Raw genomic sequence first — 21,616 nt, forward strand, 5'->3', positions numbered from 1 at the left:
GACGGGATGCTCAGTCCCGGTCTGATTCAGCGCCAGTCACAGTCGCTCGTCATGACGCCACAGTTGCGTCAGGCGATTGCGATGCTGCAACTGGGCCATCAGGAGCTGACGCAATCACTTCAGCAGATTGCGGAACTGAACCCCCTTCTCGTTCTGGAATCCACGGACACTGCTCCCAACACAGAGCCCGCAGATCCTGCATCTGACTTGCACGATGATGACCCTGAACGGTTTACTTCGGGTTCGGAACGACCAGAGCCTGCGGCCCCCGGCCCCACACTTCATGATGATCTGATTGCCCAGATCCATCTCCGGTTTCCCGTCCAGCAGGACTGTGCTGCCGCTCTTTATCTTCTGGCGTGCCTCGATGAGGCCGGACGATTACCGGAAGCAGTTTCAGGCCTTGCGGTCGAACTCGGCGTCGAACCCGCTGCTCTTGAGACTATCCGCCAAGTTCTGATGCGACTGGAGCCTGCTGGTCTTTTTACACGTTCTTTAGAAGAGTGTCTGGCAGTCCAGCTGGAACAGAAAAATCGGCTAGATCCTGCCATGAAAATTCTTCTGGCTAATCTCGATCTTTTAGCCCGAAGGGACTGGCGGCTGCTTCGCCAGAAATGTCAGCTCGAACAGGACGACCTGCTCGATATGCTGACAGAAATTCAGGCTCTTAATCCCAGACCGGGATTTGATCCGCGCCAGCCAGTCTCCCCCATTCAGCCAGACCTGCTCCTCCGCAAAAATGGTCCAGGGTTCCGCCTGACATTCAATCATCGTCTGCTGCCCCACTGTCGCGTGGATCTGGAGATGCAAAGCGCGCTCGATAGTTCGACAGACGCCGGGCGACAGCTTCTTGCCTATGCAAACGAGGCCAATGCTGTCATCCGCGCGCTGGAAATGCGTCGCCAGACTATTCTGAAGATTGGAGCCGAGATCGTCCGTCAGCAGGCGGCGTTCTTTGAAGAGGGCCTCGCTGCTCTCCGCCCCCTCACCATGCGCGATCTCGCCACCGGCGCAGATGTCCATGAAAGCACGGTCAGCCGGGTTGTGAACGGGAAGTACATAGACACACCCCGCGGCATTCTTCCGCTTCGTATGTTTTTCTCTACGGCTCTTCAGGCCAGCGACGGCTCTACGCAAAGTGCCAGCGCCATTCAGCACCGCATCAAAACGCTGATCGCTTGGGAAGACGATGACATCCTGTCAGATGATGCCCTGACGACCCAACTTCAAAAAGAAGGGTTCGCCATCCAGCGCCGGACAGTGGCAAAATATCGGGAAGGCATGGGGATCGCAAAATCCAGCCAGAGGCGACGCCTGAGGAAAACCTCCTGACGTCCACCGAACTGCTTAATGCAGGCCCGGCGCTTCCTGGCCTGTACGCGCCACATATTCCGTATATCCGCCACCATACTGATGCACACCTTCCGGCGTGACTTCCAGAACGCGATTAGACAGGGCTGCCAGGAAGTGACGGTCATGGGAGACGAACAGCATGGTTCCGTCATAGTCTGCGAGAGCCGTGATCAGCATTTCCTTCGTGGCCATGTCCAGATGGTTGGTTGGCTCATCCAGTACGAGGAAGTTCGGTGGATCAAAGAGCATCAGCGCCATGACAAGGCGGGCTTTTTCGCCACCAGACAGAACCCGGCAGCTCTTTTCCACTTCGTCACCCGAAAATCCGAAACCACCGGCGAGCGAGCGTAGAGCGCCCTGATTGGCCTGCGGGAACGTATATTCCAGCATCTCGAAGACTGTTCGGTCGCCATCAAGAAGATCCATGGCGTGCTGGGCAAAATACCCGATCTTTACATTACTGCCGACGGTTACGGTTCCGGAATCAGGCTCTGTCGTACCGGTCACAAGTTTTAGCAATGTGGACTTGCCGGCACCGTTCACACCCATAATACAGCAGCGCTCACGCCGGCGGATCATCAGATCCAGTCCGTCATAAATCGTGCGGCTGCCATAGCGCTTGTCCACACCTTGAATGTTGACCACCACATCACCCGAACGCGGAGCGGGGGCGAATTCAAAGCTCATGGCCTGACGCCGCTTCGGCGGCTCCACACGGTCGATCTTGTCCAGCTTCTTCACACGGCTCTGAACCTGCGCGGCATGAGACGCACGGGCCTTGAATCGCTCGATGAAGTTGATTTCCTTGGCCAGCATGGCCTGCTGGCGCTCAAACTGTGCCTGCTGGTGCTTCTCGTTCAGGGCCCGTTGTTCTTCATAGAATTCGTAGTTTCCAGAGAACGTCGTCAGGTTGCCGCCATCAATTTCGATCACTTTGTTGATGATACGGTTCATGAAGGCGCGGTCATGGGACGTCATGAGCAATGCGCCATCGTAACCAGCAAGAAACTGCTCAAGCCAGATCAGACTTTCCAGATCAAGATGGTTGCTCGGCTCATCGAGCAGCATGACATCAGGTTTCATCAAAAGAATACGGCCCAGCGCCACGCGCATCTTCCAACCACCAGACAAAAGACTGACGTCTCCGTCCATCATTTCCTGACTGAACCCGAGACCATGAAGGACCTCACGCGCCTTGCCATCCAGCGCATAACCACCGAGATCCTCAAAGCGGCTCTGCACTTCACCAAAGCGCTCAATGATGCTGTCCAGCTCATCCATTCGCTCTGGGTCCGCCATGGCGGCTTCCAACTCGGCCAGCTCGGCCGCCACTTCCGAAACGGCACCTGCCCCGTTCATGACTTCTGCCACAGCACTATGGCCGGACATTTCACCAACATCCTGGCTGAAGAAGCCAATAGTGACGCCACGATCCGTCAGGACATTCCCTTCATCCGGCTCTTCCTGCTTCGTGATCATGCGGAACAGCGTAGATTTTCCCGCGCCATTTGGACCAACAAGACCCACCTTCTCTCCCTTCAGAAGAGCGGCCGAGGCCTCAATAAAAATGACGCGCTGGCCGTTATGCTTGCTGATGTTGTCGAGACGAATCATGGGTCCTCGGAGGCACTGGAAGCTGGAAATAAAGGGCTTTCGGGACTTACCCTTATCCCCGCATGGGCGGAACCCCAGAAAAAGCTTACTCAGGCACGCCTTCGTTCATGGCGTCATAGGCCTGCGGTGACAGGTCATGTGCGGAATTGTCCCGAATGACAGGAATGACTTTCTTCAGCCAGTCGGCATCCCGAATAACAAAATGCTGGAGCGTACGATTGTTACCTATGTTCCACGGCGCCCAAATATCCGATGTCCCAAGCATCTGGACATCGTTCGCCCCTGTATCAAAGAAATATGTGACTTCCTCCCAGGCTTTACCCATCGCCCGGAAATAGGTTGCACCGACGATCGTGGACGGAAAATGATCCTTGTTCTGGCTGATGGCTCTTTCCCCAATCAACAAAGGGAGCGGAGCCTTATCCAGATCCCAATCCGAGTAGGCAAAAGCGACCCTGTTGATGAACCAGCACTCTTCCTGCCCATCCTCCGGCTCCTGCAAAACACCCCGCGCATAACGCCGCACGTAGGCACAGTTTGAATTTGGCTGAAGAGGTGTCAGACTTTCTCCTGCCCTCACCAGCACATAGCCAGTAGGTTCATGACCATCCATACGCGCGAGAAAAGCACCGCGCCTCACCGTTCCATCGGCAGCAGGCCTCTCCAGAACGGTTGCAAGTGTCGTCCAATCCCCTGGAGGCAACGGGATGGAATACGCGCCAAAGTTCAGGTCATGCTGAAAGACGCGCCGTCTGTGATTTTGTTCAGCCGCCGCGGCTTCAAGTCCATTCAGTGAAAAGTCATTGTAACCAATAGCATAGTAAGGGACTTCCGAGGCGTAAAACTCATCACTCCTCAGTTCGACAGACATTCGCTTGGGGGGCTGGGGAGGAATAGGATAGGGAAAAACCTCCAGATCTTTCCGCAGCGCCTGTTCATCCTGCCTGACATCAGAACCCGTCTCTGCCTCTGGTCGACCGGGAACATTCAACCCGTTATCCAGAACGGAAGGCGTGTTGGCAGCTTGAGACGGGCCGAAAAGTCCTGATCTCTGAAGGCTTGGCGTGATCAACGCACCACCCAAAGCACCGAGAGACGCCATCAGCAATAGACTCAGCAACTTCTCCCGACGTGTCATCATCTACTCTTGCATGTTACTTTTAGAAACAAAGAGTGCCGATGCGGGATGAGGCTGTAAAGGTCAAGAAGACAGTGTGAATGTGACATCTCCAGTCAATGTGATCTTTTATCCCTGTAAGAACATTTGAAATGATAAAAATATCGTTTTAGAACGTTATTTATGTGATATGCGCGATGAAAATCCTCTGCCCCCCTGCAGCCGACATGAGACCTCTTTTTTATCTTTAGCGCTAAATCTACTTCCATGAGGCAATCCGTGGCCAAGTCTGACCCTATCGTCCAACTCCCGGACGGCTTTTACCTGAACCGCACGCCCCTTTTGGCTTTCGGGCTTCTATGTTGCCTGTTTTCCCTCTGGGGCTGCGCGATGAGCCTCAATGATGTGCTGATCGGGCAGTTCCGCAAGGCATTCATGCTGTCGGATTTTCAGTCCGCGCTCGTGCAATTCTCGTTCTACATCAGCTATTTTGTGCTCGGCATTCCTGCGGGCATGATCATCAAGCGCTTCAGCTACAAATGGTCGATCCAACTCGGGCTGTTCCTGTATCTGATCGGCTGCTGCCTGTTCTTCCCTGCTGCCCATTTCGCGACATACCAGATCTTTTTCGTCGCCCTTTTTGTTGTCGCGGCGGGATTGGTCTTTATCGAAACTGCGGCCGATACCTATTGCACTCTGCTCGGCCCTCCGGGACGCGGAACACATCGCCTGAACTTTGCCAGCGCATTTCAGCCGATTGGTGCCATTCTTGGCTCCAGCATGGGGGCCTACCTGATTTTCAAGGATGGCGACCTGTCACGCGAGCAGCTTTCCGCCATGCCTGCCGCTCAGGCCTGGCAGCATCAACTCGGCATGATCCACGCCACTCTTGAGCCGTATGTCTACATTCTCGGGGTTCTGCTGGTCGTCATGATCGCGATTGGCGTCACGCGTTATCCGGCCTGCAAAGGGCGCGATCAGCAGCGTAGTCACGAACTGGATACGGCCGGCGCCCTCAAACGGCTGTTCGCAAATAAGCGCTTTGTCCTCGGTATCCTGACACAGTTTCTGTATGTCGGCGCTCAGGTTGGCGTCTGGAGCTTCATCATCCGCCTCTCCATGCGACTAGGGCACATCAACGAACGGCAGGCCTCCGTGTACCTGATCGCCTCATTCTGTGCCTTCTTCGTCGGCAAGCTGGTTGCCAATTTCTTTATGCGGCACGCCCGTCCGGCGCGGGTTCTGTTCGTTTACAGCCTGCTTTGCATCGTAGCGCTGGGTTATGCGGTGATGGTGCATGACTTCACGGCTGTGTACGCGGCCATCCTCGTCAGTGGACTGCTCGGCCCCTGCTGGCCAACCATCTATGGCCTGACCGTCGATGAACTCGGCCATGACCGCGCTTATGGCGGCTCAATTCTGGTCATGAGCATCAGCGGCGGTGGTATCCTTCCGCTTCTGCAAGGCTACATCTCGGACGCTACAGGGGGAAACATGCAGCTTGCCTATATTGTGCCGATGGGATGCTTCGTCGTGATTGCGATGTTCGCAGCGTACTGCATGAAAAGCGGCGACGAAACGGCCGAGCATGTGGTCTTCGACGCTACGCTTTAGGCCGGATGGGACCCACTTTAAGGCTTGTACGAACCTATCTTCGCACAAGCTTTGCCGAACGGTTCTTTAGATAAGGCCAGCAGTCCTACAAGTCGGAAGATACAAAAAAAACGGTATGGCTACTAAAGCCATACCGCTTTTTTATGGAACTCTGCTGAGATCAGCGCAGGGCGGCAATCGCCGTAATTTCTACCCGCCAGTCCGGATCGGCCAGTTTCGCCTCAACCGTGGCACGGGCGGGCTTATGGCCTGTATCAAGCCACTTATCCCAAGCCTTGTTCATGTTCCCGATCTCATTGATGTCGGTCAGGAAGATCTGCACAGACAGAATACGGGTCTTGTCCGTCCCGAGATCAGCCAAAAGCGCGTCGATCTGGCGCAAGATGTCAGCCGTCTGGCCTTCGGTATCCAGCGTGGCATCGTCCGCAACCTGTCCGGCAAGATAAGCCAAACCGTTATGTGTCACCACGCCGGCCAAGCGGTTCTCTTCGAGGTGACGGGTAATATCTGTATTGATGCTCACGCCAGAACCTTACTGAAGAAGAGTAGGAATCAATTCATGTTCGAGGATTGCGTCCATGGCGCTCTCCTCATCTTCGGCAACTGCCATCGGCGTGCCGTCAGCGGCATGAATTGCCACCATCAGTTCGCCGTCATGCAGCACTGATTTGACATAGGCCAGCTGGGACATCCCCAGCGTCCGAAGCTGCGGCCCCGTGATCCGCCTCAGATCTGCGGGGAGTACGTCTTCGTGCCCATCACTGTTTTCGAACGGGTTGTTCAATTCATAATCCTTACTGACACCTGAGGGCCTTTCCAGCCACAGTCAGGTTGAAACATTCATACTGTCGATACGTGACTTACTCGTCGTCAAGTTCCCGCACAGGCCTGCTCCGCCGGGCCGTCTTCACCACAGGCGGGACCACTTCGTGCTGAACCGTCTGCGGACTCCCGCCAGTGCGCCGTCCCTGCGTGATAGCAATCCGTTTGACACGGACTTCAGGCTCCGGACGTAGAAGATCGATATGAAGCAGGCCATTATCAAGCCATGCCCCGCCAATCTCTATGCCTTCAGCCAGAACAAACGCCTTATGGAACTGCCGTGCAGCAATACCACGATGCAGAAAGATCCGTCCCTGGCTATCATCGGTCTGACGTCCACGGATCACCAGCTGGTTGTCTTCCTGCGTGATCTGCAGGTCATCCATCACGAACCCGGCTACAGCCAGGGTAATCCGGAGCGCCGTCTGACTCAGCTGCTCGATGTTGTAGGGCGGGTAACCGTCTGACGTAGACTTGGAAGCACGCTCGAGCATCTGCTCAAGATGATCGAAACCAAGGAACATCGGGGATGTAAACAGGCGACCGGACATAGGGCTAGAGCCTCCTCCATGAGCGAGACAGCGGGAACCAGACCCTCCATGAGGCATCTGACGTGACCCTAGGATATGGTGGAGCAGGCTTTCTATGCAAGTTCTGCCTCGGGAAATGCTTGCTCGGGACTGGCATAAACAGTCGTCGCTCGCTACATCGCAAGGCATGAGCGAATTCGATTTCCTGTCCGGCATCGACGCGGTGCCGCCGACCCCGATCCTGATTGCCCCTGCGCCCGTGCTGCGTCAGGTCACCCGTGACGTCCGCGCGGAAGACATGGCGTTCCTGCGTGAGCAGCTTCCAGGCATGTTTTCCGCCATGTACAAGGCTCCCGGCATTGGCCTCGCCGCCCCGCAGGTTGGTCTTGATATGCGCTTCGCCCTTGTGGACGTCGCAGAAGACGATGCCCCCCGTGAGCCCATGGTTCTCATCAATCCGGAAATCGTCACGGATTCTGAGCAGATGGCTGTGCGGGAAGAAGGCTGCCTCTCCCTGCCGAACCAGTATGCAGAAGTGATCCGTCCCGAATCGATTCGCGTGCGTTACCGCAACCTCGCGGGCGAGATCATCGAGCGTGATGCTGACGGCCTTCTAGCCACATGTATCCAGCATGAAATGGATCATCTGGAAGGGATCCTGTTCGTGGATCACCTTTCCACACTCAAGCGCAACATGATCATGCGCCGCCTGGCCAAAGAGCAGAAGCTGAGAAGGCGTTAATCTCTGATGCGTCTGATCTTCATGGGTACGCCGGATTTCGCGGTTCCGGCCCTGCATGCCCTCATGGCCGCAGGACACGAAATCGTTGCCGTTTATACGCAGCCCCCTCGTCCGGCAGGACGTGGCAAGGCCGTACGGCGCTCCCCTGTCCATGAAGCAGCGGAAGCGGCAGGCATTGAAGTGCGTACGCCTGCCCGCGTTCGCCGGGACGAAGCGGAACATGAAGCCTTTGCTGCGCTCAATGCAGACGCCGCAGTAGTCGCCGCTTACGGGTTGATCCTACCGAAAGCCATGCTGGATGCCCCTCGTATGGGATGCCTGAATATTCACGCAAGCCTGCTTCCCCGCTGGCGCGGAGCTTCCCCTATCCAATCTTCCATTGTAGCTGGAGACACTAGAAGCGGCGTTTCCATCATGCAGATGGACGAGGGTCTCGATACGGGTGCGGTCCTGCTGGAAGAGGCCACGCCAATCAGCCTGTCAGACACTGCCAGCACGCTCCATGATCGTCTGGCAGAAATCGGCGGACGACTGATTGTTCGAGCACTGAGTGAGCAGCCTCAGCCTGTGCCGCAACCTGAAGACGGCGTGACATACGCGCATATGTTGAAGCGCGAAGACGGGCGTATCGACTGGTCACGGTCCTGCGAAGAAATCGATCGCCAAATTCGGGGGCTGACACCATGGCCCGGCGCATTCACGATGCTAAACGGTGTCGTCCTTAAAATTGGCGCAGCTACCCCACGTCCAGAAATTGCAGGGCCTGTTGCCGGTAGCGCACTGGATGATGCTCTGACCATTACCTGCGGCACCGGCGCACTGCGCATTGACCGTATCCAGAAGCCCGGACGCAGCATGATGGATGCTGCAGATTTCGTACGCGGACAGGCAATCCCGGCAGGCACACGCTTTGACTGAAATGGATATCTCCCGTTGGGCGTTACGTCTTGAATATGACGGGACGGGCTTTGTGGGGTGGCAAAAACAGCAAGACGGCGTCTCTATCCAGAGCCTCATTGAGGCGGCAGCGTCTCGACTTGTTGGAAATCGTCCGGTCTCCAGCATCACCGCAGGCCGTACCGATGCCGGTGTCCATGCCTCCGGAATGGTCATTCACATCGATTTCCCGGGAGACGCCAAGATCAACGGGCGCCAGATCCGCGATGGCATGGGTTATTACCTCAAGCCTCACAGGGTTGTAGTTCTGGAGGCCGCACAGGTTAGCCTGGACTGGAGCGCACGTTTCTCCGCCATCTGGCGCAGCTACCAGTTCAAGATCCTGAACCGTCAGGCGCGCCCAGCCTTGCAGGAGACACACGTCTGGCACGTCAAGCGCGTGCTGGATGTAGACCTGATGCAGGAAGGCGCGAACTACCTTCTGGGCTCGCACGACTTTACATCATTTCGAGCCATCGCCTGTCAGGCCAGAAGTGCCGTCCGCACCCTTGATGTTCTGACCATTCACCGGGAAGGCGAACTGGTTATCGTGAACACGAAGGCTCGCTCGTTCCTGCACCACCAGGTTCGGAATATGGTCGGCTCTCTGGTCATGGTAGGCTCTCGCCAGTGGCCGCCGGAAAAGATGCGCGAAGTGTTGGAAGCCCGGAACCGCTGCGCAGCCGGACCAACCTCTCCACCAGATGGCCTCTGCCTCACAGGCGTCGGCTATCCGGAAGATCCGTTCGCCTAAGTTCAGGGTGCCCCAAACAGATCCGCTATTGCGTTGTAATGCGGTGGGACCAGCAACAGCAGGCCGATCAGAAGGAATACGCTGACCGTCTGCAACACCGTCATGATGACAGACTGCCATGCCGTCATCACAAGCCCAACACGCGTGACATACCAGGTCAGCCACAGGCTATAGAGCCACACACCCACTGCGACACCAGCCAGCGCGGCAGAAGACGAGGCAGCAGCAGGCATGATGATCCTCATGATGCCTTCCGCCATGATCATCATGATAACCGGTAGCCACGCACACCAGAGCGAGGCCGTCGCATACCGGGTCCACAAGCCTTTCCGGCCGACAAACACGGCATAGCGTTCCGAGACGACGAGCTGAAGTAAGGGACAAACCAACTGAACCAGTGCGCGTATGGCCTGCAATTCCCGTTGATCCGCGGGCAACAGGAAGACACTGATCAGTTCGATGAGGGTTATGGCAATGGTGGGTGCCAGAGCCGCCATCAGCGGCTGAACCCCAGGGGAGAAACAGTTGATCCCTACCGCACGTCCACGTCCCAGCAGCCAGACACCCAGTGGGATACTCATTCCTCCAATCGGGGGAATACCGGTTGGACGGTCTGGAGTCACAGGCCAAATCTTTCCATGAACGTCAGATAGATCTGCGTCAGATCTTCAAGCGTCGAGACATCAACATGCTCGTCCCGCTTATGCATTGTCGCTCCGACCAGACCGAACTCTGCTACGGCACAGTACTGCGAAATGAAGCGCGCATCAGACGTTCCTCCGCCCGTATCGAGTTTCGGCTGCCGCCCTGTCACATCCTGAACAGCCCGCTCAAGACATTGAACTGCCGGTCCCGGCTGCGTCAGAAACGCCTCCCCACTAATGGAAACTGTAACTTCGCTGTCAGGTGCATGACGAGAGATAACTTCGCGGATCCACTCAGACAGGGCCGTACCAGTATGACAGTCATTGAACCGGATGTTCAGGCGCGCCTTGGCCTCGGCGGGAATGACGTTCGTCGCAGGATTGCCGACGTCAACGCTCGTGACCTGCAATGACGACGGGGAGAACCATTCCGTTCCCTCATCAAGGCAGCGTCCGGTCAGTTCGGTGAGCGCAGGGAGAAGACGGTGGATGGGGTTATCGGCCAGATGCGGATAGGCAACGTGTCCCTGAACGCCCCGAACCACGATCTCTGCATTCATGCTGCCCCGACGACCAATCTTGATCGTATCCCCCAGAGCCGAAGGATTTGTGGGCTCTCCGAGAAGGCAGAAATCCGGCACATCATTTCGCGCTGCCAGCCATTCAATGACAGGCTTCGTACCGAAATGCGCTGGACCTTCCTCATCACCCGTGATGAGCAGGGAAATTGACCCTTTGAGGGTATTGTTCTGAAGAAAACGTGCGATGGCCGCCACGAAACAGGCCACACCGCCTTTCATGTCCGCGATCCCACGGCCATACAGCCGACCATCCTGGATCTGCGCTGCGAAAGGATCGTGTGCCCACCCTTCACCGGGAGGAACCACGTCCGTATGGCCCGCAAAGCAGAGAGCCGGACGCCCGGTACCAATTTTAGCGTAAAAATTCGGCGTAGGAGCGTCCGCTGGCCCGAATGGCAGGTGGACCACCTCGAACCCCATCCCTTCCAGCACAGATGCCAGAAGAGCCTGTGCCCCGTCATCGGCTGGTGTGACGGACTGACAGCGGATCAGATCCTGTGCAAGAGCGACAGGATCAGTCGGAAAAGATGGGGACGGCATGGATCAGTCGCGCAGCAGTTCGTTGATGGACGTCTTGGAGCGGGTGCGCTCGTCAACGCGCTTGACGATCACAGCGCATGCGAGGGACGGCTGCCCTGGCTCCTTCGGAGGCAGCGTCCCCGGAATAACCACAGAATAAGCTGGCACACGTCCCATGAAGATTTCACCCGTCGCACGGTCCACAATCTTCGTGGAGGCACCGATAAACACGCCCATGGACAGGACGGAGCCCTTCTCCACGATCACGCCTTCAGCAACTTCCGAACGGGCACCGATGAAGCAGTCATCTTCAATAATGACTGGAGCAGCCTGAAGCGGCTCAAGAACGCCACCGATGCCTGCACCGCCACTGATATGGCAGTTCTTGCCAATCTGGGCGCAGGAACCAACCGTCGCCCAGGTATCGACCATCGTGCCGCTGTCTACACGGGCACCGACGTTCACGAAGCTCGGCATCAGAACAACGTTCGGCGCAATGAAAGCGGAACGACGAACAATGGCACCCGGAACGGCACGGAAACCAGCTTCAGCAAACCGAAACTGATCCCAGCCTTCAAACTTAAGCGGAACCTTATCGAAAGCAGGCTGACCGCCACATCCACCAACCATCACGCGGCTGTCGTACAAGCGGAACGACAGCAGAACAGCCTTCTTCAGCCATTCATGAACAACCCAGCCATCTTCGCTCGGCTCGGCAACACGCAGCGTACCAGCGTCCAGCCCTTTGAGAGCGGTTTCGACGACCTCGCGGTCCTCTCCCTCTGTCTGGGCATTCAGAGTAGCGCGACGCTCCCAAAGAGCGTCAATAGCGGTGCGGAGCGTATCGTGAGGCATCAGGACCAATCCGGAAAAGGAGCAGAAAACCGCCGGACCATGCGGTCCCCGGTCCCGACTGTCAACGGCTCTTTCCCTGTGAGCATCATCCAGACCAACGTTAAGGCTTTGTTTACCTTTTGATCCTATGAAAAATCCAAGCTCTTTCGTCTCCGGAAAAGATCCGGAAAGCCAAAGGCGCCAGACCGTGTTCTCACATCGATTCACGACGCAGCACATTTATCGCTTCAACGATGCGGCACGTTCAGCCGCAAAATCATGGATCCTTTGCGGCAATGCATGACATTGGCCTGAAAAGCCCTCCCCCTCTGGTGCCGGAGCCGACTTCCCATCAAACCTTTCAGCTCCTGAGAGAGAGTCTGGCCTGCATGCGCAGCGCCATTCTTCCTCGACTTGGCATCGCAGCAGCCCTCACCAAGGTACAGGAAGCACTTGAAGCGGACTGCCTGCTCTTCAGCGCCTTTACACCTTCCGATCATAGCGTGGCCTTGCACCAGTCCGCCCCGCTTCCCGAGGGGTTTCAAGGCGAACTACAGAAATGTGGGCTCATACTTGAGGAACGCGTCACCCAGTTTTCCTCAGGGGTCCATCATACGCTCCTGATCTGCGAACCCATCAGAAGCCAGCCCCCCCTTGGCCTTCTATGCTGGAAAAAAACATCATGGTCAGCAGATGAAACTGATCTTCTTCGCACTCTGCTGACAGTCATTGCGACGTTGCAGGATGCTGAAGGGCTTCACAGAAACGTCCTAAAGGGCGCTCACTATGATCTCTCGTCCAACCTTCTGAACTGGGAAGGCTTGAAACAGGAAATGGAGCGGCGCATTCCGCGCCTGGATCGGGACGGCCTCGCGGCGACCCTCATGATCGCGCATGTTCCCGGACTGAGCGAAATAACCCAAACGCATGGATTTCAGGCAGGAGAAGAGGCGCTCACACAATGCATTGCGTTACTCCGCAAGGCCGTGCGTCCAACCGACGCTATTGCGCGGCTTAGCGGCAACATGTTTGCGCTTTGGCTGGATGGAGGGGATCGTTTTGCCATGGCTGAGCGTGCCGAACGGATGACGGCGCATGGCATCCCGATCCTGATAAACCCACCGGTGCACCTTCCGCTACACATCGGACTGATGTGCCGAGAAGCGAACGATCCGGAAAACACGGCAGACAATCTTCTGGAAAGAGCCAGTCAAGCCCTCCAGACCGGAGAAGAAGAGCAAAAAAAATGGCGCTTCTCACACGAAGCGCCATAAGCCGGATCAGGCTTTGATAAGAGTGCCGGGGCCTGCTCTGGTAAAGAGTTCCAGAAGGCAAGTGTGAGGGACACGACCGTCAAGAATAACTGCGGCCTTGGCACCGCTCTGCACAGCATCCAGACAGGTCTCAACCTTCGGGATCATCCCTCCGGAGATCGTGCCATCCTTGATGAGATTGCGTGCTTCTTCCGCACTCAGCTCTTCAATCAGCTTGCCGTCACGATCCAACACGCCCGGAACGTCCGTCAGCATCAGCAGGCGAGATGCATGAACTGCACCGGCAATGGCACCTGCTGCCGTATCGGCATTGATATTGTAGGTTTCGCCATTTTCGCCCGCACCCACAGGCGCAATGACAGGAATAAGACCTGATCCGAGCAATGCGTAAAGAACGCGCGGATCAATCTTCTCCGGCTGTCCCACGAAACCAAGATCGATAATACTCTCGATCTGGCTATCCGGATCACGCCGCGTGCGGGTCAGTTTACGAGCCTGGATGAGACTTCCATCCTTGCCCGAAATTCCAACAGCCATAGCACCAGCACTGTTGATGAGCTGCGCAACCTGCTTGTTCACACTTCCAGCCAGAACCATCTCGATCACATCGACCATGGCACTATCCGTAACGCGCAGACCATCCACGAACTGTGAGCGGATGTGGAGACGATCCAGCATGGAGCTGATCTGCGGGCCACCGCCATGCACAACGATCGGATTGATCCCGACGAGCTTCAGAAGTGCAATGTCATATCCAAATGCGCTGGCCAGCTTGCCTTCACCCATTGCATGACCGCCGTATTTCACAACGATCGTGTCCCCGGCATAACGGCGCAGAAATGGCAGTGCACTCGCAAGAATAGCAGCCTGCTGCTGGGCATCATCCATATTCACGGCCGGGGGAATTTCCGGCAATTTTTCACTGTGGGTCTTTTTGCTCATGGCCGGACATCTCCTTCCCCTGAGGTCTGAACAGGATCTGCGAAACGGGCAATCTCTGCCCGAAGATCTTCAATGCCCTCCCCGGTCTGACTGCTGGTGCAGACAATCCGCGGGTAGGCCGCAGCCTGTTTGAGCGCGAGCGCTTCAACTTCCGCAATTTTGGCTTTCAGTGCCGTCGGCCGAACCTGATCGCATTTGGTCAGAACAATCTGGAACACCACAGCCGCACGCCCCAACAGATCCATAACGTCCCTGTCGGACTGCTTGATCTCAATCCGTGCATCCAGAAGCAGAATGACGCGGGCCAGCGTGGTCCGCCCACGAAGATAGGCGAACATCATGTTCTGCCAGTCTTCCTTGACGGATTTCGCGGCCTTAGCAAACCCGTAACCAGGCATATCCACAAGAGAAATGCGGTCAGCGAGATTGAAGAAGTTGAGCTGCTTGGTGCGCCCCGGTTCTGAAGATGCTCTTGCCAGCGCACGACGCCCGGTCAAAGCGTTGATGATGCTGGACTTGCCAACATTGGAACGCCCGGCAAAAGCAACTTCCGGCCGACCAACCGGCGGAAGCTGATCGATCTTCTGCGAGCCGAAGAAGAACTCGCACTCTCCTGCGAACAGCAGGCGACCGTCTTCGATCTGTTCAGGGGTAGGAGGGCCAGCGGCTTCTTTCATGGTGTCTCAGCGTCCACTTTTAGTAACAGGAACCGGCAGCTTGGCACGGCTCTGAATGAAGGACTGCTGGGCGAATGTCAGCAGGTTGTTCCACGTATAGTAAACCAGCAGGCTGGCCGGGAAGTTGGACATCACGAACACGTAGACCAGCGGCATGAACTGCATGATGCGGGCCTGAGCCGGGTCCATGCTGACCATCGTCTGCCGCTGAAGCAACCAGAAGGTCACGCCTAGCGCAGCACCCCAGATGCTGACATGCAGAAAGGAAAAATACACGGTCGGATCAAAGGGGATCAGACCAAACAGATTAAAGATGTTCGTCGGATCCGGAACGGACAGATCGTGAATCCAGCCGAAGAAGGGAGCGTGACGCTCGTCAATGCTGATGTTCAGCATCTTGTAGAGGCAGAAGAAGATCGGAGCCTGGATCAGAACCGGAAGGCAACCACTGGCAGGGCTAACACCCTCTTCGCGGTAAAGCGCCATGACCTTCTGGTTCATCACCATCGGGTCGTCCTTATTCTTCTCACGGATCTCCTTGATCTTCGGAGCCAGCAGACGCATGCGCGCAGAAGACCCTGCGGCCTTAGACGCCAGCGGGAAAAGCACAATCTTGACGATCAGTGTGAGCGCCATCAGCGCCAGACCGAAATTGCCCAGATGCAGATACAGCCAGTGCAGCAGATACAGGATCGGACGCGTCAGGAAGCTGAACCAGCCAAAGTCGATGGCTTTGTCGAGATCCGTAATGTGCAGGTTGCTGCTGTAAGCCTGCAGAAGGCTTGGCACCTTTGCACCAGCAAAAAGATGGCTCGTCTGCGTAACAGTGCCATTCGGCATGATCTGCTGCGGAGCCTGAGACACGAAGCCGATACGATAGGACCCTGCATTTTCCGGAACGTAAGCAAAGCTTGCCGTCACAGAAGACGTGGAGTCAGGTGCAACGGCCGTCAGCCAGTACTTGTCGCTGATACCGCCCCAGCCACCTGTGCCACCCTTGGCCCAGAACGTGTGGTCAGGATGCTCAGCGCCCTTACGAACATTCTTGTAGGTCTCGTCGTTCAGGCGACCGTCCATGACGGCAATAGGGCCTTCGTGTGCCGTCCAGAAACCTTCCGGAGCCTGATAGTCACGCTGCACACGCTGGAACGGAAGCAGCGCAACAGGCTGGGAGGAATGATTCTCCACCGACTGCACAGCCGAGAACATATAATGCTCATCAACTGAAAGGTAGATCGAGAAAATCAGACCTTCGCCGTTATCCCATGTCAGCGTGACCGGATGACCAGGAGAGAGTGCCTCGTCCGCACTGGTCCAGACCGTGTTCAGATCCGGAACCTTCGCATTGGACCCCGGAGCGTTGCTCCAGCCAATTACGAAGAAGTTCGGATGCTCGCTGCCGGGCTTGTCCAGCAGCCGGACAAGCGGACTGTCCTTTGCAAGAGTGGCACGGTACTTCGTCAGCACCGCATCATCCAGAAGCGCACCCTTGAGGTTCAGGGAGCCCTGCACGTCGTCGCTGGTAATCGCAATGCGACGAGCGACCACTTCCGGTTCAGGCGAGGCCTGAGCCGGACCAGCAACAGCCGGAGTGGACGGAGACTGTGTCGCAGTGGTTTGCGTCACAGCCGGATGACTGTCCGGACGGGGTTTCGGCATGAAATAGTCGAAACCGATCAGGATGAGGGCCGAGAGGATAATGGCCGCAATGATGCGCTTGATTTCCATCGGGCTGATGCCGGTCTTTCGTCTCTAACGGAGGAATGCTGAGCCTCAAGTGGCCGAAAACCGTTACCAAAACAATAGGCGCACGCGTTTTTAATGCCGATGAGCCTCGGGCGGGAGGTCACATCCCCCTTTTGACCAGGGGTGACAGCGGAGGATTCTCTTCAATGCCAGCCAGCCGCCCCGAACAGGCCCATGCCCTTTGATTGCCATGATGGCATAGGTGCTGCACCCCGGTTCGAAACGACAGTTTCGACCCAGATAGGGACTGATGAAGAGCTTGTAAGCGTCGATCAACGCAAGCAGGAAGACAGTGACAGCCTTATTGAAAAGGCGTGTCATTTTTCCAAGCCCTTGCGGAGCGCTTTACGAAGATCATCCTGAAGAAGGGAAAATTCTCGTCGGCGCGTACCATCACGGCCGATCAGGACAAAGTCTCCCGAAGGAAGACCGTCCTCACGCGCTACAAGACGCAACGCCTCGCGGAGGCGGCGTTTTGTGCGGTTACGGATGACAGAGTTTCCAACCTTTTTCGTGACAGTAAAGCCGACACGGCTATCAGGCTGGCTATCATCCTGCAGCATCTGCACAACCATTCCCGGGGTAGCGACCTTACGTCCCTTCCCGGCAACACGCAGAAACTGCGGCCGCTTTTTCAGGCGGCCAGCTGTGTGGTTCTGGCTCAGGCGGAGAGCTTCGAGCGACCCTTGGTGCGACGGTTTGCCAGTACGCGGCGGCCACCGACTGTAGCAGTACGTGCACGGAAACCGTGACGACGCTTACGAACCAGCTTGGAGGGTTGATACGTGCGCTTCATGACATCGATCCTTTAAAACCATGCAGACGCCTCTCTGGACATCCGCGTCGATCGGGCGCACGAAACGCCCGGTGAATGAGACCCGGGCTTGTACTCACCCGACCCTCCCCTGTCAATGCTACACCCTCAGGAACTTAAGGATATGAGCCAAAATCCCGCTCTACCACCGTCATCAACTGACGACTCCAAGGCATTTCGACACGATCTGCGAAATGCCCTGTCCCCGGCGATGCTGTGTGCAGACATCCTGACATCCCATTCAGACGAATCCGTCAGAAAACATGCAGGAACAATTGTCGAGGCGCTGGAAAAAGCACTGCACCTCCTGAAGAAACCTACTTCTTCTCAATAAGCTCGATCTTGTAGCCGTCTGGATCTTCCACGAAGGCAATGATGATCGTGCCGAACTTCAGTGGCCCGGCTTCACGGGTCACTTTGCCGCCGCCGATCCGAACAGCCTCTACAAGCGCAGCCACATCCGGCACGCCAATCGCAAAATGGCCGAATCCCGTGCCGACGTCGTAATCCGTTTCCTGATCCCAGTTATAGGTCAGCTCAATTTCAGCCTGTCCGTTCTCATTATCAGCGAATCCAATGAAAACGAGTGTGTAACGGCCTTCACGAACTTCCTTGCGGCGCAGTTCTTTCATGCCAAGAAGGCTGTAGAACGCCAGACTGCGATCAATGTCTCGAATACGAACCATCGTGTGCAGAAATGTGCTCATTTTTCTTCTTTCAGATCTTCGCTTGTCAGCCCGTAAAGGAATAGCCCGTATCGGTCAGCCAAGGCGACGCAGCGGTCAGGGTCTGTCAACAACGTGACACCAGGCTGAAACGCGACGCCGCGCAATCCGTTCCGGGCCGCATTTTCCAGCGTCTCAGGGCCTATTGTCGGCATATCTGCTCTCAGGTCCTGTCCGCTTTTGGGCATTTTGATAAGAACGCCACCACTGCCAGCCTGCATCAGCTTGCCGCAGCGCCCCAGCATGGCATCCGTGCCCTCTAGAGCTTCAACAGCCAGAACCAGACCGCTCTGGACGACACACCCCTGTCCGATATCGAGGGCAGCCATGGCCCGCAGCACCTGAACACCACGCGCTATGTCTTGACGCGCCTGTTCGTCCGGCACAACACGGCCAAGCGTCCCGCTTTTTCCGGTAGCATGATCGAGGAATTCATGAGCACCGCGAACGATGAACCCTTCTTCCCCGAGAACGCGCACGACTGCTCCGAGAAGCCCATCATCCCCAAGGAAGATTGCGCGCCCCAGACGTGCAAGAACACGCGCCCCTTCCGCATCAGGACGAAGGTCACGCCAAGCCGGGCGCCGAACCGGCCCGATCAGAACGAGCTCCCGGCATCCATGCTTTTTAAGAGCTGTCAGGATTTCTCCTACAGCAGCAAGGCGGATGATTTCATGTGGATAAGGTGCCAGACGGGCCATGTCCGCAAAATCACGGAATCCAACCACGAACACCGACTTCCCTTTTTCCAGAGCCGCCGCCGCAACCTTCGCAGGCAAGGGGCCAGCCCCGGCCAGAATACCGACGCAACCTGCCCCCATCACGCTCAGGCTCCTTCGGTTTCGGAAAGCCCCTCATTGCGGGCCACACGTGTCAGACCACGTCGGCTTGGCGCTTCCATAAAGTCCAGCATCTCAGCAATACGCGGCAAATGACCATACTCCCGCCGTACATCTGCAATGCGGGCTTCCAGCACAACCTCCGTACTGCCATGCCGAGGGTAGAGTGTCCGAAAGGCGCGACGCATGGCCTGCATTTCTTCCGGGCCGACGCCAGAGCGCTTTAGCCCGATCCAGTTCAGTCCGACCAGACGGGCACGGTTCCCGAGAACACTTCCGTAGGGGATAACATCCATCTCGACGCCGCAAACGCCACCAACAACAGCGCCGCGACCAATGCGCACGAACTGATGGAGCGCTGCTGATCCCATCACCTTTGCATCGTCAGCAATCTCGACATGACCGCCCATGACAACATTGTTCACGATAATCACACGATCACCGAGAACACAGTCATGCGCCACATGAGCATTTGCCATGATCAGGCAGGACGCACCAATTTTCGTCAGCGCATGTCCCTGCGCCGTTCCACGATGAATGGTGACGTTCTCACGGATGATGGTTTTCGCGCCGATCTCACAAAGTGTCGGCTCACCAGCATATTTGAGATCCTGCGGTGCCATCCCGATCGTGACGAACGGATAGACTTCCACTTCCTCACGAAGGGTCGTGTGCCCGTCGACAATCACCGAAGCATGCAGGTGCACACCGTCGCCAAGTGTCACATGAGGCCCGACGATGCACCACGGGCCAATGCGAACATTTTCCCCAATTCGGGCACGTTCATCGACAAGAGCAGTCGCGTGAATCTCAGCGCTATCGGATCGTTTTCCTGCAATCTGCATCAGTTCAGCCCATGATCATGGCACTGAAGGTTGCCTCTGCAACAGCAACGCCGTCAACACGTGCAGTACCCTTGAATTTCCACACATTTGCCCGGGACCTTTCCTTGACCACCTCTATACGAAGCTGATCACCTGGCCCAACCGGACGGCGGAACTTGGCGCCTTCAATGGTCATGAAATACACCAGCTTTCCTTCGAAGGCCTTGCCAAGCGTCAGGACAACGAGCGTTGCCGCTGTCTGGGCCATGGCTTCGATGATCAGAACGCCTGGCATCACCGGATGGGAAGGAAAGTGCCCCTGAAAGAAGGGCTCGTTCACCGTGACGTTCTTGATGCCAACAGCGGACTCACCAGCCTTGATTTCCTGCATCTTGTCGATCAGCAGGAACGGATAGCGATGAGGGATCGCCTGCATGATCTGCAGAATGTCGATGCTCTCAGGAACCTGGTGCGTTCCCGAAGCCCCTTCTGCCGGGGTCGTCTTTTCAGCCGGAGCGTCCACTCGATCCATTTTGTTCACCATGCCCTTCTAAGGGAAAATTTTGTCAGTTTTCTGCTCTCCGAGCAGTGCGGATGGCCTCCCTTAGCAAAACTGGCTACGGGATACCATCCGTCACCGGAAAGGTCAGTCGCCGCTTTTGCGGGAGAGCTTCCGCAAAGTGGCTACGTTCCGGAAGAATTCCCGGAAGGGCATGGCGGGACTGCCGATAACATCCGCTCCCGCATCCACGTCAGACATGACACCGCACTGAGCCCCAACACGGGCCTTGTCACCAATCTTGATGTGACCGATCAGGCCGGCCTGAGCAGCGATCGTGACGAAGTCGCCCAGTTCGGTCGAGCCGGAAATACCAGCCTGTGAGACAACAATGCAGCATTTTCCGAGCTGAGCATTGTGTCCGATCTGAACCAGATTATCGATCCGCGTGCCTGCCCCAATGATCGTATCGCGCATGGAGCCACGATCAATCGTTGAGTTAGCACCGATCTCAACGTCGTCCTCAATGACAACCAGACCAAGCTGCGGCACGGTCTCGAAACCAGCAGGGCCGACAGCAAAACCAAATCCGTCCTGACCGATGCGGGCGCCGGGATACAATGTTACCCTGTTCCCGACACGGGCGTGCGTCAGACTGACATGGCTGCCAATGCGGCAACGCTCACCGATCTCGACACTCCGACCAATCACGGCATGCGCACCAATCAATGTGCCCGAGCCAATTTTCGCGCCGTCTTCAACAACAGCGAAAGCCCCAAACTCGACATTCTCACCGATCTCAGCCGTCTCACTGACATAAGCCGAAGGATGGCGAACACCCGTCGATGACGGTGCAGGATGAAAGAGCGCTGCAATGCGTGCCCATGCAAGGTAGGGCGTTTTGCAGACAAGGCCCGCCGTATGTGCTGGCAGCTTGTCGGCAAAAGCCGGCGCAAGAATGACCACCCCTGCACGCGTTTTTTCCAGAAGAGGCAGGTAACGGCGATTATCCAGAAAACTCACGTCTTCCGGCCCCGCAACGTGCAATGGGGCAACCCCGCGGAAACTGACTGGATCCTCCTGCCCTTCAGCAGCAGGGCGAACCTCGCTTCCCGATACTTCCGCAAGATGAGCCAGACCGAAAGGTCCAGCTCTCAGGAAGAAGCGCTCATCACCAGGTCGGTTTTCGGTGAGTACCTTATCAGCCACGGGATCA

25 protein-coding genes are annotated in these 21,616 nt (G+C 56.6%); 6 read left to right on the plus strand and 19 right to left on the minus strand.

Going from position 1 to position 21,616, the window contains the following annotated elements; genetic code table 11:
* Window positions 1–6 precede the first annotated feature (6 nt).
* Window positions 7–1,332, plus strand: a complete 1,326-nt coding sequence (rpoN, locus tag ABF979_RS01285; RefSeq protein WP_415557423.1) for an RNA polymerase factor sigma-54 — start codon at window positions 7–9, stop codon at window positions 1,330–1,332.
* A 15-nt stretch (window positions 1,333–1,347) separates the two neighbouring features.
* On the opposite strand, the gene ABF979_RS01290 is transcribed toward rpoN, so the two are convergent.
* Together ABF979_RS01290 and ABF979_RS01295 are read right to left on the minus strand one after the other, a co-directional pair.
* Window positions 1,348–2,967 carry an ABC-F family ATP-binding cassette domain-containing protein gene (locus ABF979_RS01290; protein ID WP_046899760.1) on the minus strand — a complete coding sequence of 540 codons (1,620 nt, stop codon included), beginning with the start codon at window positions 2,965–2,967 and terminating at the stop codon, window positions 1,348–1,350.
* 85 nt (window positions 2,968–3,052) lie between these two features.
* On the minus strand, window positions 3,053–4,108 hold the full coding sequence (locus tag ABF979_RS01295) for a hypothetical protein (protein ID WP_415557424.1): 1,056 nt from the start codon (window positions 4,106–4,108) through the stop codon (window positions 3,053–3,055).
* A 255-nt stretch (window positions 4,109–4,363) separates the two neighbouring features.
* Here ABF979_RS01295 and fucP point away from each other — a divergent pair, with 255 nt between their 5' ends.
* Window positions 4,364–5,698: an L-fucose:H+ symporter permease gene (fucP, locus tag ABF979_RS01300; protein WP_215748950.1), complete on the plus strand. Its 1,335-nt coding sequence runs from the start codon at window positions 4,364–4,366 to the stop codon at window positions 5,696–5,698.
* 160 nt (window positions 5,699–5,858) lie between these two features.
* Here fucP and ABF979_RS01305 read toward each other — a convergent pair whose 3' ends face one another.
* The 3 genes from ABF979_RS01305 to ABF979_RS01315 all read right to left on the minus strand — a co-directional run bounded on the left by ABF979_RS01305 (window position 5,859) and on the right by ABF979_RS01315 (window position 7,071).
* A complete protein-coding gene (locus tag ABF979_RS01305) occupies window positions 5,859–6,221 on the minus strand; it encodes a RidA family protein (protein WP_415557425.1) in 363 nt (120 codons plus the stop codon).
* Window positions 6,222–6,230: 9 nt separating this feature from the next.
* On the minus strand, window positions 6,231–6,482 hold the full coding sequence (locus ABF979_RS01310; protein WP_202206487.1) for a DUF1150 family protein: 252 nt from the start codon (window positions 6,480–6,482) through the stop codon (window positions 6,231–6,233).
* A gap of 76 nt (window positions 6,483–6,558) precedes the next feature.
* Window positions 6,559–7,071, minus strand: coding sequence for an Hsp20 family protein (locus ABF979_RS01315; RefSeq protein ID WP_415557426.1), 513 nt, complete (start codon window positions 7,069–7,071; stop codon window positions 6,559–6,561).
* A 166-nt stretch (window positions 7,072–7,237) separates the two neighbouring features.
* Between ABF979_RS01315 and def the strand changes: the two genes are divergently transcribed.
* From def to truA, 3 genes are read left to right on the plus strand one after another with little or no spacing between them, the layout of a single operon-like run.
* The gene (gene def, locus ABF979_RS01320) at window positions 7,238–7,792 is read left to right on the plus strand and encodes a peptide deformylase (protein ID WP_215749418.1); all 555 of its coding nucleotides are present in this window, start codon (window positions 7,238–7,240) and stop codon (window positions 7,790–7,792) included.
* A 6-nt stretch (window positions 7,793–7,798) separates the two neighbouring features.
* A complete protein-coding gene (fmt, locus tag ABF979_RS01325; protein ID WP_415557427.1) occupies window positions 7,799–8,710 on the plus strand; it encodes a methionyl-tRNA formyltransferase in 912 nt (303 codons plus the stop codon).
* Between the two features lies 1 nt (window position 8,711).
* The gene (gene truA / locus ABF979_RS01330) at window positions 8,712–9,482 is read left to right on the plus strand and encodes a tRNA pseudouridine(38-40) synthase TruA (protein WP_046899768.1); all 771 of its coding nucleotides are present in this window, start codon (window positions 8,712–8,714) and stop codon (window positions 9,480–9,482) included.
* 2 nt (window positions 9,483–9,484) lie between these two features.
* Here truA and ABF979_RS01335 read toward each other — a convergent pair whose 3' ends face one another.
* Genes ABF979_RS01335 through dapD form a run of 3 tightly spaced genes read right to left on the minus strand, consistent with a single transcriptional unit; the run spans window position 9,485 to window position 12,081 of the window.
* Complete coding sequence (locus tag ABF979_RS01335) at window positions 9,485–10,063, minus strand: hypothetical protein (RefSeq protein ID WP_215748953.1); 579 nt, start codon at window positions 10,061–10,063, stop codon at window positions 9,485–9,487.
* A gap of 38 nt (window positions 10,064–10,101) precedes the next feature.
* Window positions 10,102–11,247, minus strand: coding sequence for a succinyl-diaminopimelate desuccinylase (gene dapE / locus ABF979_RS01340; RefSeq protein WP_415557429.1), 1,146 nt, complete (start codon window positions 11,245–11,247; stop codon window positions 10,102–10,104).
* A 3-nt stretch (window positions 11,248–11,250) separates the two neighbouring features.
* Window positions 11,251–12,081: a 2,3,4,5-tetrahydropyridine-2,6-dicarboxylate N-succinyltransferase gene (dapD, locus tag ABF979_RS01345; protein WP_099211095.1), complete on the minus strand. Its 831-nt coding sequence runs from the start codon at window positions 12,079–12,081 to the stop codon at window positions 11,251–11,253.
* Between the two features lie 275 nt (window positions 12,082–12,356).
* Between dapD and ABF979_RS01350 the strand changes: the two genes are divergently transcribed.
* Window positions 12,357–13,334, plus strand: a complete 978-nt coding sequence (locus ABF979_RS01350; RefSeq protein ID WP_415557431.1) for a GGDEF domain-containing protein — start codon at window positions 12,357–12,359, stop codon at window positions 13,332–13,334.
* Window positions 13,335–13,340: 6 nt separating this feature from the next.
* On the opposite strand, the gene argB is transcribed toward ABF979_RS01350, so the two are convergent.
* The 11 genes from argB to lpxD form a co-directional block, all read right to left on the minus strand.
* A complete protein-coding gene (argB, locus tag ABF979_RS01355) occupies window positions 13,341–14,276 on the minus strand; it encodes an acetylglutamate kinase (RefSeq protein ID WP_202206481.1) in 936 nt (311 codons plus the stop codon).
* On the minus strand, window positions 14,273–14,953 hold the full coding sequence (gene yihA, locus ABF979_RS01360; protein ID WP_064273916.1) for a ribosome biogenesis GTP-binding protein YihA/YsxC: 681 nt from the start codon (window positions 14,951–14,953) through the stop codon (window positions 14,273–14,275). The genes argB and yihA overlap by 4 nt, the downstream gene beginning before the upstream one ends.
* A 6-nt stretch (window positions 14,954–14,959) precedes the next feature.
* Entirely contained in the window at window positions 14,960–16,681 is a 1,722-nt protein-coding gene (yidC, locus tag ABF979_RS01365) for a membrane protein insertase YidC (RefSeq protein ID WP_415557434.1), read from the minus strand.
* 90 nt (window positions 16,682–16,771) lie between these two features.
* Window positions 16,772–17,020 (minus strand): membrane protein insertion efficiency factor YidD, encoded by a 249-nt coding sequence (gene yidD / locus ABF979_RS01370; RefSeq protein WP_086634463.1) that lies wholly within the window; start codon window positions 17,018–17,020, stop codon window positions 16,772–16,774.
* Complete coding sequence (rnpA, locus tag ABF979_RS01375) at window positions 17,017–17,364, minus strand: ribonuclease P protein component (protein ID WP_415557540.1); 348 nt, start codon at window positions 17,362–17,364, stop codon at window positions 17,017–17,019. The genes yidD and rnpA overlap by 4 nt, the downstream gene beginning before the upstream one ends.
* Complete coding sequence (gene rpmH, locus ABF979_RS01380) at window positions 17,361–17,495, minus strand: 50S ribosomal protein L34 (RefSeq protein ID WP_202206479.1); 135 nt, start codon at window positions 17,493–17,495, stop codon at window positions 17,361–17,363. Before rpmH ends, rnpA begins: the two co-directional genes overlap by 4 nt.
* 335 nt (window positions 17,496–17,830) lie before the next feature.
* Window positions 17,831–18,220 (minus strand): lactoylglutathione lyase, encoded by a 390-nt coding sequence (gene gloA / locus ABF979_RS01385; protein ID WP_046899777.1) that lies wholly within the window; start codon window positions 18,218–18,220, stop codon window positions 17,831–17,833.
* A complete protein-coding gene (locus tag ABF979_RS01390) occupies window positions 18,217–19,062 on the minus strand; it encodes an LpxI family protein (RefSeq protein WP_083956267.1) in 846 nt (281 codons plus the stop codon). Before ABF979_RS01390 ends, gloA begins: the two co-directional genes overlap by 4 nt.
* Window positions 19,063–19,064: 2 nt before the next feature.
* Window positions 19,065–19,922 (minus strand): acyl-ACP--UDP-N-acetylglucosamine O-acyltransferase, encoded by an 858-nt coding sequence (gene lpxA / locus ABF979_RS01395; RefSeq protein ID WP_215748961.1) that lies wholly within the window; start codon window positions 19,920–19,922, stop codon window positions 19,065–19,067.
* A gap of 4 nt (window positions 19,923–19,926) precedes the next feature.
* The gene (gene fabZ / locus ABF979_RS01400) at window positions 19,927–20,445 is read right to left on the minus strand and encodes a 3-hydroxyacyl-ACP dehydratase FabZ (RefSeq protein WP_080951397.1); all 519 of its coding nucleotides are present in this window, start codon (window positions 20,443–20,445) and stop codon (window positions 19,927–19,929) included.
* A 102-nt stretch (window positions 20,446–20,547) separates the two neighbouring features.
* Window positions 20,548–21,609 carry a UDP-3-O-(3-hydroxymyristoyl)glucosamine N-acyltransferase gene (lpxD, locus tag ABF979_RS01405; protein ID WP_415557435.1) on the minus strand — a complete coding sequence of 354 codons (1,062 nt, stop codon included), beginning with the start codon at window positions 21,607–21,609 and terminating at the stop codon, window positions 20,548–20,550.
* Between the last annotated feature and the right edge of the window lie 7 nt (window positions 21,610–21,616).

The organism is Gluconobacter sp. (assembly GCF_047723935.1).
Taxonomy (GTDB): domain Bacteria; phylum Pseudomonadota; class Alphaproteobacteria; order Acetobacterales; family Acetobacteraceae; genus Gluconobacter.